Origin of the sequence: Pseudoalteromonas sp. SG44-5 (genome assembly GCF_014164175.1) — a bacterium.
Taxonomy (GTDB): domain Bacteria; phylum Pseudomonadota; class Gammaproteobacteria; order Enterobacterales; family Alteromonadaceae; genus Pseudoalteromonas; species Pseudoalteromonas nigrifaciens.
On the sequence record NZ_JACJES010000015.1, the window covers coordinates 57,978 to 73,960 of the forward strand.

Genomic DNA, 15,983 nt, shown 5'->3' on the forward strand with positions numbered 1-15,983 from the left:
TGCTGGTAATTCAAGGTATTTACACTTAGTGTGGATAAATATACTGAAAACAAAAAGTCATTAAGGATAGTCAATGGCAACACCATTACCGATAAACATAGGGCGACTAACGCAAATAGCAGGCTTTGAGCTCGTACGTATGTTTTTAACTAAACGTGGGCTCATTGCATTAGCTGCCTTTGCATTGGTGTGGCTAATAATACTGCGCTACCCGATAGGGCAAGCGGTAGGCATTGTAAGTGCGCCCGATTTTGAACAAATTGCCCGTGATATATCTGGCTCCATAGGTTTAAGTAAACTACTTGATTGGCCTGAGGCCGAATTTGCTATGTATTGGCTGATTGCTTTGTATAGCTTTCCGATATTTAGTGTGTTTATTTGCAGCGACCAAACGGTAGGCGATAGAGAGCGTGGCACACTTCGCTTTTTATCGCTGCGTTCAACACGTTTTGAAATACTCTTTGGCCGTTTTTTAGGGCAATTAGCGGTATTAGCATGCTTGGTAGGTATTACCCTGGTGGCTACGCTCGCTGTGCTGGGGTTTAGAGATCCTAGTTTACTTGCTGGTGGCTTTACCCGTGCACTTTCTATATTTTTAATATTAGTGGTTACTCTGTGCCCATTTGTAGCTCTTATGACGTTGATAAATACCTTTGCTCGCTCATCGCGTTTATCTGTAGTGTTGGCAATTTTATATTTTACGGCAGGCGCTATTGTTGTTGGTATTTTGCAGTGGCAAATCCCCGCATTAGGTATGCTTGATTATTTATTTCCGGGTGTACAAATAGAGCTATTAGCTGGACAAAATTTACCATTACTAAGCGCGGTGGCTATTCCACTGATCCAAACAGCGGTATTACTAAGCGTTGCTCAGCGTGTTTTTGCAAGGAGCTCACTATGAGAGCATTAATTACAGGCAGCGGTTTGAGTAAATCGTATGGCGCAAAACTTGCGCTTAATAATGTGAACTTTGAAATAAATAAAGGTGCGCCAGTGGCGCTTGTTGGGCCAAATGGCGCGGGTAAAACCACCTTATTTAGTTTGTTATGCGGCTATATAGCGCCCAGTAAAGGCAGTCTTGAAATATTAGGGCATAAGCCTGGCAGCGCAGCTTTATTTAATAAAGTAAGTGCATTACCGCAAGACGCGCAGCTTGACCCTCGTTTTAATATAGACAAGCAACTTGCCTTTTATGCAAAACTACAGGGTATGGGCGCTAAGCAAAGCCAAACTGAGGCGCTACGTGTACTTGACTTGGTTGGTCTAAAAGAGATTGCAAAGCAGCGTGCAGGGGACTTATCACACGGTATGCGTAAACGTGTAACCATAGCACAGGCGCTTATTGGTGAGCCGCAAATAGTGATGCTTGATGAAGCCACTGCGGGGCTTGATCCTATTCATGCCAGAGAAGTACGCGAGCTGGTTTCTGATTTAAGTGAGCAGGCTACTTTTATTTTAAGCTCGCACGATTTAACTGAGCTGGAGCGACTTTGCTCGCAAGTATTGCATTTAGATAAAGGCGTTTTAAGCGAGCATCAAACCAAAGAAAACAAGTCAGATACACATTTTTATACCCTAATGCTTAATGAAAATTATCAAAATGTAGAGCAACAGTTGCAATCGATTGCAGGTATAAGCCGTGTATATATGAGCCAACATAAAGAGTTTGTAATTGAGTACCAGCCTACAGGTGAACCGCTTGATATTGCATTGCTTAACTTTTGCCATCAGCATAACTGGCAATATAGGCAGCTTGTGAACGGACACACCCTAGAGAATCAAATTTTTAAACAGGAGAAATTATAATGGGATTATTCAGTGGGTTAATGGGTAACGCTAGCGAAGTAGATGATGCCGACTTAGAAAAAGTATTATTAAATACCTTAATAGAAGGCGAACAGGTTGAAAAGGCTTATAAAGTAATACGCGATATGTTTATTTTTACTAACAAGCGATTGATCTTGATAGATAAACAAGGTGTTACTGGTTCTAAAATGGAGATGATCAGTATAGCTTATTCAAAAATAACAAAGTTTAGTAAAGAAAGCGCAGGGCATTTTGATCTAGATGCCGAGCTGAAAATATGGGTTGGCTCAGACTCTACACCTATTAGTAAAGACTTTAAGTCTGGCGATAATATTAATGATGTTTATCGTATTATTAGCCAATATGCACTGTAATACTTAGTTTAGTTAAAGTAGTTGTTAGCATGGTGTTGCAATTACTTTAATCTTACACATACCTACACTTCATTACAATTAACTTAATGAATACAAGTGCTTAGTTAAGTTTTCATTCAGTTTCACAGCGTTAGCATGTCCCTCGATCTCAGCTACCCAGCTAAGACATAAAAAAGTCATATAAATAGGGATTTATCATAATGAAAAAGTTAGCAGTTATTATCTCAAGTATTTTATTATCTAGCGCTGCAACCACTGCAATGGCAGCAGATAGCTATCAGTCAATTAGTAACCTAGGCTTTAAGCATGAAACTAGCAGCAATAACAATACCGTTGCGGTGGATTCTATTTACTATTTATCGCCTAAAAAAACATTAGGCCCGTACGATCAGTTTGAATACATAAATAAACAAAGTAATGTATATGGCAGCTACGCTGACGACGACTCTAGTGACGTAACTTCAGTTGGTGGCGAATACTTTATTAACAACTTTGTGGTAGGTGCATCTTACAGTAACCTTGATACTGGTTCGCACAATGAGTTTTACACGCTTTCAGGTGGTTTCTTTTTTAACCCAAACTTACTGGCTAAAGTAACTTTAGTTGAAAACAAAAACGGTGAAGATTTTGCGTTATTTGATTTAGCTTACAACCACATGCTAAACAGCACTGACTACATTGGTGTAACAGTAACCGCTGATGACGACTTTGATTACCGTGCAGTAGCAGCTAAATACTTTATTGACTTGCAACAAGGTAACTTCTTAACGTTTGAAGGTAAATACGAGAGCATTGATGATAAAGAAAACCAATGGGTAGCAGAAACTAACTACTACTTCTCAAAAGCAACATCTGTATTTGCTAACTACAACAAGCAAGATGCTTACAGCTTTGGTGCTCAGCATTTCATTAATGAAAATGTAGGTATTAAAGTTGGTTACGGTAACAATGCTGATGATTCAGGCAACGATGCTTACTTTGCTAACATGCGCTTTCAGTTTTAATTAAGGCTTATAGTTAATTTACTTAAGAGTAAAAACAAACCCCGCTTAATACTAAGCGGGGTTTTTGTATTTTTAAAGTAAGTAATTGAGTTAAAAATAATAACTAAAGCTATGCAGAAAGTTAAAAGAGGTGATTTTTAAATAAACTAAGCATAACTTACGACTGAAGAATGATTGTATTTAACTTGAGAACGGTCATAATTAAACCACTATTTTCATTCAATGTGTAAGGAATGTGCGCATGTTAATATTTATAATATTACTGGTCGTGGTGGTGGTTATTTTTGCAGTTAAAAATATTCGCCTTAATTTAATCAGTCGACCTACCTTTAAAATGTTCAAAAAGGTACTTCCGCCATTATCGCAAACCGAGCGTGAAGCAATGGAAGCCGGAGACGTTTGGTGGGATGGCGAGCTATTTAGTGGCAACCCTGATTGGCAAAAGCTACATCGCTTTCCTAAGCCTGAGCTAAGTGATAAAGAAAACGCCTTTATGGATAATCAAGTAGAGACTTTATTGGCTATGCTTGACGATTATCAAATTGTGCAAAAAGATAAAGACTTACCAAAAGATGTTTGGGATTACTTAAAATCGGAAGGTTTTTTTGCATTAATAATTCCTGAAAAATTTGGTGGGCGTGAATTTTCTGCGATTGCAAACTCTACTATAGTGTCAAAAATTGCCACAAAAAGCTTAACAGCAGCTGTTACCGTAATGGTACCTAATAGCTTAGGCCCAGGTGAATTACTGCTACATTACGGTACTACAGAGCAACAAAACCGCTGGTTGCCTACGTTGGCGACTGGTGAAGATGTACCTTGTTTTGCACTAACAGGTCCAGAAGCCGGATCTGATGCAGGAAGCATTCCTGACTCAGGCGTGGTGTGTATGGGGGATCATAATGGCGAAGAGGTTTTAGGCCTGCGTTTAAATTGGTCAAAACGTTATATTACGCTTGCGCCTGTGGCAACGGTTTTAGGGCTTGCCTTTAAAATGTATGACCCTGATGGTTTATTAGGTGGAGAAAAAGAGCTGGGAATTACCTGTGCGCTTATCCCTACTGATCACCCTGGAGTTGAAACTGGCGAGCGCCATTACCCACTAAATATGGCGTTTATGAATGGCACAACGTACGGTGAAGATGTGTTTATTCCACTGGATTGGATTATAGGCGGGCAGCAAGGCGCTGGACGTGGTTGGCGCATGTTAGTTGAGTGTTTAAGTGCAGGGCGTGGCATTTCATTGCCAGCATTAAGTACAGCAACAGGGCATTTAGCCGCTAAAATGACCTCAGCTTACGCCATGGTGCGCCAACAGTTTGGTGTGTCTATTGGTCAATTTGAAGGTGTACAAGAAGCACTTGCACGTATTGGTGGTTTAACCTATGCGCTTGAGTCGTGTCGTTTAATGACGGCAGGTGCAATTGATTTAAAACTCAGCCCTTCAGTTGTTACCGCTATTGCTAAATACCATATGACTGAAATGGGTCGTATAGTAATGAACGATGCGATGGATATTCATTCAGGTAAAGGCATTCAGGTTGGTCCAAATAACTATTTAGCGCATGGCTATATGGGGATCCCGGTATCGATTACGGTAGAAGGCGCTAATATTTTAACGCGTAATTTAATGATATTTGGCCAAGGTGCCACACGTTGTCATCCGTTTGTATTAAAAGAAATGGAAGCGGCAGCGATGGAAGATGATGACGCTGCATTAGAGCAATTTGATGGTTTATTAATGGACCATATTATGTTTGCCGCGTGCAACGCCAGCATGGCACTTGTGCATGGTTTAACGCGTAGTTGTTTTGCTAAAGCACCGGTAAGTGGCGAAACAGCAGTTTACTATAAGCAACTGACAAGAATGAGCCGTGGCCTTGCCATATGTACAGATGTAGCCATGCTCATGTTAGGCGGAGAACTTAAACGTAAAGAAATGATATCGGCACGTTTAGGTGATGTATTAAGCCATTTGTACTTAGCGTCAACCGTACTAAAACGTTTTGAAGACGAAGGGCGTCAACAAGCCGACTTACCCTTTGTTAAATACGCAATAGAAACGTCATTGTATGAAATTGGCCAAGCATTTGATGGTTTCTTTAAAAATTTCTCAAACCCGGTGGTTAACTTTGTGCTCAAACGTATTGTATTCCCACTCGGTAATCATTATCACAAACCAAGTGATGCCATTGCACAAAGTATTTGTAAACATATGACTCAACCAGGTGTGTTTAGAAACCGTTTAACGCATTTATGTTATGTGGATGAAAACGCGGGTACGGGTGTAATGGAAAGTGCATTTTTAGCAATGCATGATATGCAAACACAATTTAAAGATCTAAAACAATGGCAGCGTAAAGGGAAGGTACCCGCTACGCTTGATATTGAGGGGGCGATTAATTATGCGCTTGAAAACGATTTATTAAAGCAAACCGATGCCGATGCAATGCATCATGCTAATAAATTAAGAAAGCAAGCCATAGCAGTTGATAACTTTCAACCTGGTGAGCTATAACGCAGTGCTTTAAGTAATAACTAAAACGAAAAGGCCTTACAAATGTAAGGCCTTTTTGCGTTTAATTCATTTAAGTTAACGAGCGTAAGGATCGGTCACTATTTTATCTATATACCATAGGCCTTTTTTATGACGCATTTTAACGCTGCGCATATCATCAATTTTTTTACCATTTAGAGTGCCGGTGAATATAAGATTAATTTTAGCCGAGTCGCCATATTGCTCCCGTAAGCTCATATTAGACATATCAACTTCTATAACCACTTGATCATATTGCATGTTTAATAAGGTGCGAGAAAATTGCTTAGCAGTACCATATGATTTCATAATGCGGGCAAGGTTTGGGGTTGCCATAGTGCTGGCTTTATGCAGATTTTTTTGATTATAAAGCGCGTCAAAATAAGCCGTTGCAGCATCGCCCGGCGTGCTATTAACTTGGGCAACTTCTTCAGTGCAGCTAATAATAAATAGGCAAAAAGTTAAGCTTAAAAAAGAGGTTAGTTTTTTCATCATCAATATAATTTATTCATTCTTTACAAAGTGTGTGGCTTTATTGCACGGATGTAAAGGGGGGGTGAATAAATAAGTAATAAAAAAGGATGCTAAGAGCATCCTTTTTTCAAACAAAATACTTATTGTACGAGCTCTTGTTCACTAAACTCTTCATCAAACATGGGGCTTGATAAATAACGCTCAGTGGCACTTGGTAAAATAACCACTATATTTTTATCTGCATTTTCAGGCTTTTCAGCAATACGTTTCGCCGCAACAACCGCTGCGCCAGATGAAATACCTACTAATATACCTTCTTGTCTCATTAGTAGGTGTGCCATCGCAATAGCATCTTCGTTAGATACTTGCTCTGCACCATCAATCACACTTAAATCTAAGTTACCAGGAATAAAGCCAGCACCAATACCTTGAATTTTATGTGGCCCAGGCTTAATTTCTTCACCTGCTAGCGTTTGGCTAATAACCGGTGAATTTGTTGGCTCAACAGCAATCGATTTTACATTGAGACCTTTTTCGTTTTTAAGGTAGCGACTAACACCAGTGATAGTCCCGCCAGTACCAACGCCTGCAACAAAAAAGTCTACTTTACCATCAAGGGCATCATAAATTTCAGGGCCGGTGGTTTCAAAGTGAATTTTAGGGTTTGCCGGGTTTTCGAATTGTTGTAATAAAATATATTTATCGGGAGCGGTTGCTTGAATTTCTTTTGCTTTATCAATTGCACCGTTCATACCTTTTGCGCCATCGGTTAGTACTAGGTTTGCACCTAATGCTTTGAGCAGTTTTCGGCGCTCTAAACTCATAGTATTTGGCATGGTAAGGGTTAGTTTATAACCACGAGATGCTGCCACAAACGCCAGCGCAATACCGGTATTACCAGATGTAGGCTCAATTAGTTCTTTATCTTTCGTTAGCTGCCCTGATTTTTCAGCTTCCCAAATCATTGATGCACCAATACGACATTTTATACTAAAGCTTGGGTTGCGAGATTCAATTTTTGCGTATACGTTGCCACCGGTAACACGGTTAAGTTTTACCAGCGGTGTATTACCAATGCTTAGTGAGTTATCTTCAAAAATAGTAGACATAATGTTCCTTTGGATACAATCCGCTTAACATGTTAGTAGTTTTGCTATTAACTATATAAGCATACTTTACTGTGAGTTTAAAAAATTTAAAGTAAAGTTTGGCTATAACATATATTTATTGGGCTTATAACGAGGATGTGTTTATTTCTCAAGCTTGAATTTACCGCGGTGTGGTTGATTTTTGAGCTATGCAGGGCCTTCTTAATGTGGTTACTGCTCATTAATTGACGCTAACGACGCTTAAAAGATAAATAAACCCTAATTAAATAAAAACTTGGCCTCGTGATCATTACAAGTGTTACTTAAGGAACCTGAGCTCCGGATAATAAATCTATCTCAAGCAGCTATTTTCAGCGCTAACTGCGTTGAATTAACTTGCAATAGGCCAGCTATTGACGCGTAAATTCGCCTTGTTTTCATTGAAAACTTCTGGCTAGAGAAAATAAAATTAAATATAACTATGATTCAATACGTTAGTAAATCTCTTAATCAGAGTTCAGATTAAGTAGAAAAATAAACTTTTGAAAGGCGTGTTATATTTATTTATATTCTAACAATTAATCTATTAAAGACTTAATACTCACCGTATTGTTGCTTATTTGTGCAAATGAACTGCAGTTGAACAGTTTTATGATACAAGCTATGCAAAACATGATAAAAACACAGTATCTAAATTCAAGAAAGCAATCACAATGAAGTTAATCTTAAAATTAATTGCCGGTATTGTGGCCGGTATCTTAGCTGGACTCTATTTACCACTAATAGGCGTTGAACTTTTATATACTGTTAAAGAACTGATTGGACAATTGATCTCCTTTACTATACCGCTGATCATTTTATTTTTTATTGCATCGGGTATTGCTGGACTACCAAAAGGGTCAGGGCACTTATTAGGTAAAACAGTTGGTTTTGCTTATGGCTCTACTGTTATTGCTGGCACATTGGCTTTTTTACTGGTTAGCACAGTAATTCCATTTTTAAGTGGCGGTATTACATTTGAAGCTGAATCAGCGACACAAGTTGGTAGTTTTATTGATTTAGAAATTCCGCCACTAATGGGCGTGATGACTGCATTAATGAGCGCATTTATATTTGGTATTGGCATGAGCCAGCTTGAATTGACTACGCTTAAAACAGTGTCTGATCAGGGGCGTGATATTGTTGATAGCTTATTATCTAAGGTGATAATACCGGCATTACCATTTTATATTGCAGGTGTATTTGCCGAAATGACGGTAGCAGGAACAGTTGTTGATACCCTACAAGCATTTGGCGTAGTACTTATTGCAGCGTTGGTTATGCACTGGTTATGGCTTACTGTTTTATATGTATCTACAGGCTTGTTACTAAAACGCAACCCAATCGAATTAATTAAAAATATGCTACCAGCGTACTTTACCGCTTTGGGCACAATGTCTAGCGCTGCAACAATTCCAGTATCATTACAATCAAGTAAGTCGAATGGCGTAAAAGAAGACGTAGCCAATTTTACGGTTCCGCTTTGTGCGACAATTCATTTATCGGGCTCTACAATTACAATTGTAACCTGTGCAATGGCGGTCATGTTTTTATCACCAAGCATGCAAGCACCTTCATTAATGGGCATGTTGCCATTTATTATGATGTTAGGTGTAGTAATGATTGCCGCACCAGGTGCACCAGGTGGTGCAGTAATGTCGGCACTGGGTTTATTAACAACTATGCTAGGCTTTAATGAAGGCGCAGTAGCTTTAATGATTGCACTATATTTAGCCCAAGACAGTTTTGGTACTGCGTGTAACGTAACCGGTGATGGCGTTATTGCTTTGTGGGTAGATCGCTTTAGCGAAAAAGCATAATAAACTGGGTGTGTTAATCTGTTAATATACATGTATTAACACACCTTAAACGATGAAATAATATCGGTTATTGTTTTATTTTAACTGTGTTACTGTGGCAAATTAATATTATTAAATTGCATTTTATTAGGCTAGTGAGGATGTTCCATTGATTAATGTACTTTTAGTTGATGACCATGAGTTGGTACGAACAGGGATCAGGCGGATTCTTGACGATGTACGAGGCTTTAAAGTTGTTGGAGAAGCTAAAACAGGTGAAGAGGCTGTGCAATTTTGTCGTCAACACTCACCCAATATAGTACTTATGGACATGAATATGCCCGGTATTGGTGGCCTTGAGGCGACGAAAAAGATATGTCGTTATTGCCCTGATGTAAAAATTATAGTGCTTACTGTTAATTGTGAAGATCCGTATCCTAGTACCGTAATGCAGCTTGGCGCGCATGGCTTTTTAACTAAAGGTGCTGGGTCTGATGAAATGGTACGTGCTATACGCTGTGTGCATGCCGGGCAGCGTTATATTGCACCTGAAATTGCACAGCAAATTGCATTAGCACAGGTAAGTGGGCGCACAGATGAAAGTCCATTTCAGAGTTTGTCAGAGCGAGAACTGCAAATAATGCTAATGATCACCAAAGGTGAAAAAGCACAAAGTATAGCTGAGCGTTTAAATTTAAGCTCTAAAACAGTTAATAGCTACCGCTATCGTATGTTTGAAAAACTAAATGTGAGTGGCGATGTAGAGCTGACTCATTTAGCTATTCGCTATAAAATGATTGATATAGACGTATCGTACTAATCTAATTTATGTCTGAATTTGATCACGTCCAGTTTTTAAAAACACTATCGAGTGAGCCCGGGGTTTACCGTATGCTCGATAGTGACAATCAAGTAATTTATGTTGGTAAAGCAAAGCATTTAAAAAAACGGGTGAGTAGTTACTTTAGAAGTAACATCACCGACAGCAAAACCCGTGTTTTAGTCAGTAATATTTGTAATGTTGAAGTAACGCTTACTAATACCGAAACCGAAGCGCTATTACTTGAAAACAATCTGATAAAAAAGTATCAGCCTCGTTACAATATTTTATTACGCGACGATAAATCCTATCCTTATATATTACTTACTAATCATAAACATCCTCGATTAGCGTTTCATCGTGGCAGTCGTAAAGTAAAAGGTGAGTATTTTGGCCCATTTCCAAGTGCGGGGGCGGTATCAGAAAGCTTACGACTGATGCAAAAAATATTTCCCATTCGTCAATGCGAAGATGTTTATTACCGTGCGCGCAGCCGACCATGCTTACAATATCAACTCAAACGATGCTCAGCCCCGTGTGTAAATAAAGTTTCAGATGAAGATTATACTGAGCAAGTTGATTATGTGCGTAAGTTTTTAACGGGTAAATCACATGAGGTAATCGCCGATCTCATTAAAAAAATGGAAGCAGCTAGCCAGCAGCTAAATTTTGAGTTGGCTGCAAAAGTGCGTGACCAAATAATGTTGCTGCGTAAAATGCAGGAACAACAGTCTATTTCGGGTAATTTTGCAGAAATGGATGTTGTAGGCTTTGCACACCTAAATGGTTTAAATGGCATTCACTTATTGATGATCCGCGACCATAAAGTATTGGGCAGTAAAACCTACTTTCCAAAAGTGCCAAAAGACTCAAGTGAACAAGAAATATTGACTTCGTTTTTAGGCCAGTACTATTTAGCGCCGGGGGCAACTGGGCGTATCGCAAAAGAAATCATTTTGCCGTTCGAAATACAAGAAAGCGACGTATTAGGCCAAGCACTTACGCAAATAAGTGAGCGTAAAGTAACTCTTAAAGTAGTTACTCGGGGTGAGCGTGCCCAGTATTTGCAGTTAGCCAATAAAAACGCATTAAATAGTATTACCGTTAAGCAAAGCACCCAAGACTCTATTAATAAACGCTATGCGCAATTAAAAGCTACCCTACGCCTTGATGATATAACCAGAATGGAATGTTTTGATATAAGCCATACTATGGGGGAGAACACGGTTGCTAGCTGTGTGGTATTTGATTCACAAGGACCCAATACTAAAGAGTATAGGCGTTACAACGTGACTGGAATAACCGGTGGAGATGATTATGCTGCCATGGAGTTTGCGCTTAATAAGCGCTACAACAAATTAGTTGATGAAGATAAAATACCCGATGTGATTTTTATAGACGGTGGTAAAGGGCAATTAGGGCGTGCAGAGCAGTATTTTGCTACTTGGCCACATGCAAAAATGCCCTTGTTAGTTGGTGTAGCTAAAGGTACAAGCCGTAAACCCGGCCTCGAAACACTGTTAATAGACGGTGGTCGAAAAACTATTCCAATGGATTCAGATGCACCTGCACTGCATTTAATTCAGCATATACGCGACGAATCACATCGTTTTGCTATTGCGGGGCACCGTAATAAGCGCCAAAAACAACGAACGCAATCATTATTAGAAGAAATAAATGGCGTAGGTGCTAAGCGCCGACAAACATTATTAAAATATTTAGGGGGCATGCAAGGGGTAAAAGCTGCTAATATAGAACAGTTAAAGAAAGTACCGGGGATCAGCCCTGACATGGCTGACAAGATATTTAACCATTTGCATGACAAGGGTTAGCCCTTCATGCGAATATAGCAAAAAAGACATACCCAAGCAGTTATGTGGAATATTCCAAACACACTCACAACCTTTAGACTTTTTCTTATCCCCATTTTTTTGGTGGTATTTTATTTGCCTTATTCATGGGCGCTTTTTGCTGCCGCCTTTATTTTTTGGTTTGCATCAATAACCGACATTCTCGACGGTTATTTAGCACGTAAACTTGAGCAATCAACCCCCTTTGGTGCGTTTTTAGATCCCGTTGCCGATAAAGTTATGGTGTGCGCTGCTTTAGTCGCGTTATCAGAGCATTATCAGTCTATGTATATGACTATCCCGGCACTTATTATAATAAGCCGCGAAATTGTTATCTCTGCACTGCGTGAATGGATGGCAGAACAAGGTAAGCGCGATAACGTGGCTGTATCTAATATGGGTAAAATAAAAACAGCAGCACAAATGTTAGCCATTATCGGTCTAATTTGGCAATACGATGCTTGGATGAATTATTTAAGTTTTGGTTTATTGTATATTGCGACCTTCCTAACATTGAGTTCTATGGTGCAATATTTGGTATCGGCATGGAGTGAATTGACCAAAAATTGATTCTAAACGTCTAATAACGCACCATATTAGATAAAAAATAATCAAACAGTTCGAAAGTGGCATTTTTTGTATTGACGCGTTTAATAATCTCTGTAGAATGCGTCCGTGTTGAGAGGGCATAGCCCCCAAGATAAACTAAATGGTAATTAATCAGTTACTGAATATTTACTGCAATACGTTGCAAGTTGATAGAAAGCTTACTGAATAATATTAAATGCGGCACTAGCTCAGTTGGTAGAGCGCGACCTTGCCAAGGTCGAGGTCACGAGTTCGAGCCTCGTGTGCCGCTCCAGTTTATCTCATTGTTAAGGCGGAATGGCAGAGTGGCCATGCACCGGATTGCAAATCCGTTTACCTCGGTTCGACTCCGGGTTCCGCCTCCATAGCAACACTCCACATGCTTTAAATAGCAAACTCGATGCCCGAGTGGTGGAATTGGTAGACACAAGGGATTTAAAATCCCTCGACTAACAAGTCGTGCCGGTTCAATTCCGGCCTCGGGCACCACTTTGTGGTTTAATTACATTACCAAGTGTAATTTATAAAATGTTTAATTTAGAACTAATATGATGCGGCACTAGCTCAGTTGGTAGAGCGCGACCTTGCCAAGGTCGAGGTCACGAGTTCGAGCCTCGTGTGCCGCTCCATATTAGTTTTATCCACTTGCTTTAAATAGCAAACTCGATGCCCGAGTGGTGGAATTGGTAGACACAAGGGATTTAAAATCCCTCGACTAACAAGTCGTGCCGGTTCAATTCCGGCCTCGGGCACCACTTTTATATAAAGTGGCAGAGTAATAAAATACTAATTTATAGTATAAGTAAATACCATTGCTTATAGAATAAAATGCGGCACTAGCTCAGTTGGTAGAGCGCGACCTTGCCAAGGTCGAGGTCACGAGTTCGAGCCTCGTGTGCCGCTCCAAATTATTTGGATACATTTAGGCGGAATGGCAGAGTGGCCATGCACCGGATTGCAAATCCGTTTACCTCGGTTCGACTCCGGGTTCCGCCTCCATATAATTTACTCCACACGCTTTAATTAGCAAACTCGATGCCCGAGTGGTGGAATTGGTAGACACAAGGGATTTAAAATCCCTCGACTAACAAGTCGTGCCGGTTCAATTCCGGCCTCGGGCACCACTTTCTTGCTATTACTACTTATAAACAATGCTATAAGCTGGCAATAACATTAGTCAGTATTTACGCATCAATTCGTTATAATAAAACTACACATCTTGTTACTACAATAAAACCCAGTCTGTTAAAGTGAATAGTTACCTTAAATAACGCTAGATTCAGTGCTTATTTATATCTTAAAGTCTACAGCCTTACCTAAATAAGTATTTCCAATTAAGCAATTAGCTATTTATTGTTATAACACGTATTTAAATAGCCACACTTGCTGATAATGCCAAAGATCCCGTAACGAAATAACGCCGCAGCGCTTAGCTACATGGCTACACTTCATCTAGTTAGAATACTAATCAAAACATGAGGACTCTATACACTAGTATAGGGTTTTGTATTTACCGCATGAGAACGTATTACAATGCAAAACTAAATGCTTACCATGAGTAGCGATTACTAGGCGTTAGCAATAAGTAATCGGCAAAGCGTTACCATTTAAATCGCCAGATCATCGTTACTAAGCTTAGAGGGGGAGGTTAGGCCTCATGCGTCTCTGAGGCTTAGGTTATTGTATGAAGGTGTAGAGTGAAGCGTAATTAGGTATGTAAAAGCGAACCAGTAATGGGTGTGTTTTAAAAGCAAAAAAAGGGAAGCAATATAGCTTCCCTTTAATTTAACCAATATTAGCTATAATTACTTATGCCAAATCCCTTTTGGAATTGTTTTATCAAGATGCTTATTTTTAGTTGGATCGAAGGTTGGTAACTTCCCAGCACGACGTTGCGTGTTGTAGTCTTTAGCAAGCCAAACAACTACGCCTGACAACATAAATAATGCTATAACGTTCACAATAGCCATTAACCCCATAGATATATCAGCTAAAGTCCACACTAATGGTAGCTCACCCATAGCGCCAAACATCACCATACCTAATACTAACAATCTAAAAATCAACATGCCGTATGCATGGTTATGCTCTAAAAATAATAAATTTGTTTCTGCATAAGAGTAATTAGCAACAATAGATGTGAAAGCAAAGAATAAAATAGCAATCGCAACGAATATTGCACCCCAACTACCTACATGCTCCTCAAGTGCTGCTTGAGTTAAAGCTATGCCCGTTAAACCAGAGCCAGCAGTAAGTTGTTGTGATAATAAAATTAATGCCGCAGTAGCGCTACAAATTACAATAGTATCAACAAAAACGCCTAACATTTGCACATACCCTTGTGAGGCAGGGTGGGGAGGGTTAGGTGTTGCTGTTGCAGCTGCGTTAGCAGCGCTACCCATACCCGCTTCGTTTGAGAACAAGCCACGTTTAATGCCTTGGATCATCGCTTGCATAACGCCGTAGCCAATTGCGCCTGCGCCTGCTTGCTCAATGCCAAATGCACTATTTATAACATGCATAAAAACACCAGGTAGCTCAGAGTAATTTAAAGCACAAACGTACAAAGCCACTAGTAAATAAGCAAGAGCCATAAAAGGCACTACCATTTCTGCAAATCGAGAAATAGTTTTTAAACCGCCAAAAATAATGATCCCAGAGCCAATAACTAAAGCAATACCTACTGCATAGTTCGGAATATCAAAAGCGACTTTAAATGCAGCTGCAATAGAGTTTGATTGCACTGCGTTAAATACAAAACCAAACGCTAATATTAAACATAGTGAAAAAATAACGCCCATCCAGCGCTTACCTAAACCATATTCCATATAATAAGCAGGGCCACCACGAAAGTTCCCCTGTTCATCACGCGTTTTATAAGCTTGCGCTAATGTGCTCTCGGCAAAACTAGTCGCCATACCAATTAAAGCAATAAGCCACATCCAAAAAATAGCCCCAGCACCACCTAAATAAAGTGCAACTGCAACACCTGCCATATTACCAGTACCAACACGCGCTGCGAGTGAAGTACAAAAGGCTTGGAATGAAGAGATGCCATCGCCTGAACCTCTACGACTCAAAAACATCACTTTTATCATGTGAGGAAACTGTACAAATTGAATAAAGCGAAGGCGAATGGTGAAAAACAGCCCTGCTGCTATTAATAAGTATACTAAAACATGGCCCCATAAGAGGCTGCTTATACTGTTTATTATATCTGTCATGCTATTTGCCTAATCAACGAGTTTAAATCTGTCGCGCAACTTAGCATAAGCTTGAGAAATAGTTTAGTAATCGAGGTAAAAAAATGACTTGTCCACAGGCTTTTGTGGGTAACCTGTGGGTCTGGCTTGTGTATCTTTGGGGTAAAAATTAAATGCAAAAAAGGCGATAAAAACGCTTGCGTAAAATCTGCGGCTCCCTATAATGCGACCCCACTGAGACGGGAAACGTCAACGCCTAGCGAGACGCGAACTACTCAGAGAGTTAAATAAAACTTCGGTTTTAAATCTTCCAAAAAGAAAGTTTAAAACAAAGTGTTGACTCGAAAAATAAAGGATGTATTATACGCATCCCTTGAGACGCTAAAGCGACTCAAAACGTTC

General features: G+C 39.6%; 12 protein-coding genes and 8 tRNA genes. 17 read left to right on the forward strand and 3 right to left on the reverse strand.

Annotation, left to right across the window (positions count from 1 at the left end; all coding sequences use genetic code 11):
• Positions 1 to 73: 73 nt before the first annotated feature.
• The 5 genes from H5079_RS13725 to H5079_RS13745 all read left to right on the forward strand — a co-directional run bounded on the left by H5079_RS13725 (position 74) and on the right by H5079_RS13745 (position 5,702).
• Complete coding sequence (locus tag H5079_RS13725; protein ID WP_182684293.1) at positions 74 to 901, forward strand: ABC transporter permease; 828 nt, start codon at positions 74 to 76, stop codon at positions 899 to 901.
• The gene (locus H5079_RS13730) at positions 898 to 1,806 is read left to right on the forward strand and encodes an ABC transporter ATP-binding protein (RefSeq protein WP_011328589.1); all 909 of its coding nucleotides are present in this window, start codon (positions 898 to 900) and stop codon (positions 1,804 to 1,806) included. Before H5079_RS13725 ends, H5079_RS13730 begins: the two co-directional genes overlap by 4 nt.
• A complete protein-coding gene (locus H5079_RS13735) occupies positions 1,806 to 2,180 on the forward strand; it encodes a PH domain-containing protein (RefSeq protein ID WP_011328588.1) in 375 nt (124 codons plus the stop codon). Before H5079_RS13730 ends, H5079_RS13735 begins: the two co-directional genes overlap by 1 nt.
• Before the next feature lie 200 nt (positions 2,181 to 2,380).
• A complete protein-coding gene (locus H5079_RS13740) occupies positions 2,381 to 3,184 on the forward strand; it encodes a putative porin (RefSeq protein ID WP_011328587.1) in 804 nt (267 codons plus the stop codon).
• 241 nt (positions 3,185 to 3,425) lie between these two features.
• Positions 3,426 to 5,702, forward strand: coding sequence for an acyl-CoA dehydrogenase (locus H5079_RS13745; protein WP_182684294.1), 2,277 nt, complete (start codon positions 3,426 to 3,428; stop codon positions 5,700 to 5,702).
• 75 nt (positions 5,703 to 5,777) lie between these two features.
• Here H5079_RS13745 and H5079_RS13750 read toward each other — a convergent pair whose 3' ends face one another.
• The gene (locus tag H5079_RS13750; RefSeq protein ID WP_041454731.1) at positions 5,778 to 6,212 is read right to left on the reverse strand and encodes a hypothetical protein; all 435 of its coding nucleotides are present in this window, start codon (positions 6,210 to 6,212) and stop codon (positions 5,778 to 5,780) included.
• A gap of 122 nt (positions 6,213 to 6,334) precedes the next feature.
• The gene (gene cysK, locus H5079_RS13755; protein ID WP_011328584.1) at positions 6,335 to 7,303 is read right to left on the reverse strand and encodes a cysteine synthase A; all 969 of its coding nucleotides are present in this window, start codon (positions 7,301 to 7,303) and stop codon (positions 6,335 to 6,337) included.
• 692 nt (positions 7,304 to 7,995) lie between these two features.
• On the opposite strand from cysK, the gene H5079_RS13760 reads away from it, so the two are divergent.
• The 12 genes from H5079_RS13760 to H5079_RS13815 all read left to right on the forward strand — a co-directional run bounded on the left by H5079_RS13760 (position 7,996) and on the right by H5079_RS13815 (position 13,502).
• On the forward strand, positions 7,996 to 9,141 hold the full coding sequence (locus tag H5079_RS13760) for a dicarboxylate/amino acid:cation symporter (protein WP_011328583.1): 1,146 nt from the start codon (positions 7,996 to 7,998) through the stop codon (positions 9,139 to 9,141).
• Between the two features lie 148 nt (positions 9,142 to 9,289).
• Positions 9,290 to 9,940, forward strand: a complete 651-nt coding sequence (gene uvrY, locus H5079_RS13765; protein WP_011328582.1) for a UvrY/SirA/GacA family response regulator transcription factor — start codon at positions 9,290 to 9,292, stop codon at positions 9,938 to 9,940.
• Positions 9,941 to 9,948: 8 nt separating this feature from the next.
• Entirely contained in the window at positions 9,949 to 11,772 is a 1,824-nt protein-coding gene (gene uvrC / locus H5079_RS13770) for an excinuclease ABC subunit UvrC (protein WP_089368515.1), read from the forward strand.
• A 42-nt stretch (positions 11,773 to 11,814) separates the two neighbouring features.
• Positions 11,815 to 12,360 (forward strand): CDP-diacylglycerol--glycerol-3-phosphate 3-phosphatidyltransferase, encoded by a 546-nt coding sequence (pgsA, locus tag H5079_RS13775; RefSeq protein WP_011328580.1) that lies wholly within the window; start codon positions 11,815 to 11,817, stop codon positions 12,358 to 12,360.
• A 216-nt stretch (positions 12,361 to 12,576) separates the two neighbouring features.
• Positions 12,577 to 12,652: transfer RNA gene (locus H5079_RS13780), tRNA-Gly, on the forward strand.
• A gap of 17 nt (positions 12,653 to 12,669) precedes the next feature.
• Positions 12,670 to 12,743 (forward strand) — tRNA-Cys (locus H5079_RS13785).
• A 37-nt stretch (positions 12,744 to 12,780) separates the two neighbouring features.
• Positions 12,781 to 12,867 (forward strand) — tRNA-Leu (locus tag H5079_RS13790).
• A gap of 64 nt (positions 12,868 to 12,931) precedes the next feature.
• Positions 12,932 to 13,007, forward strand: a tRNA-Gly gene (locus H5079_RS13795).
• A gap of 39 nt (positions 13,008 to 13,046) precedes the next feature.
• Positions 13,047 to 13,133: transfer RNA gene (locus H5079_RS13800), tRNA-Leu, on the forward strand.
• Between the two features lie 75 nt (positions 13,134 to 13,208).
• Positions 13,209 to 13,284: transfer RNA gene (locus H5079_RS13805), tRNA-Gly, on the forward strand.
• A gap of 19 nt (positions 13,285 to 13,303) precedes the next feature.
• A tRNA-Cys gene (locus H5079_RS13810) sits at positions 13,304 to 13,377 on the forward strand.
• Between the two features lie 38 nt (positions 13,378 to 13,415).
• Positions 13,416 to 13,502 (forward strand) — tRNA-Leu (locus tag H5079_RS13815).
• 681 nt (positions 13,503 to 14,183) lie between these two features.
• On the opposite strand, the gene H5079_RS13820 is transcribed toward H5079_RS13815, so the two are convergent.
• Entirely contained in the window at positions 14,184 to 15,602 is a 1,419-nt protein-coding gene (locus H5079_RS13820; RefSeq protein ID WP_182684295.1) for a sodium:alanine symporter family protein, read from the reverse strand.
• Positions 15,603 to 15,983 lie beyond the last annotated feature (381 nt).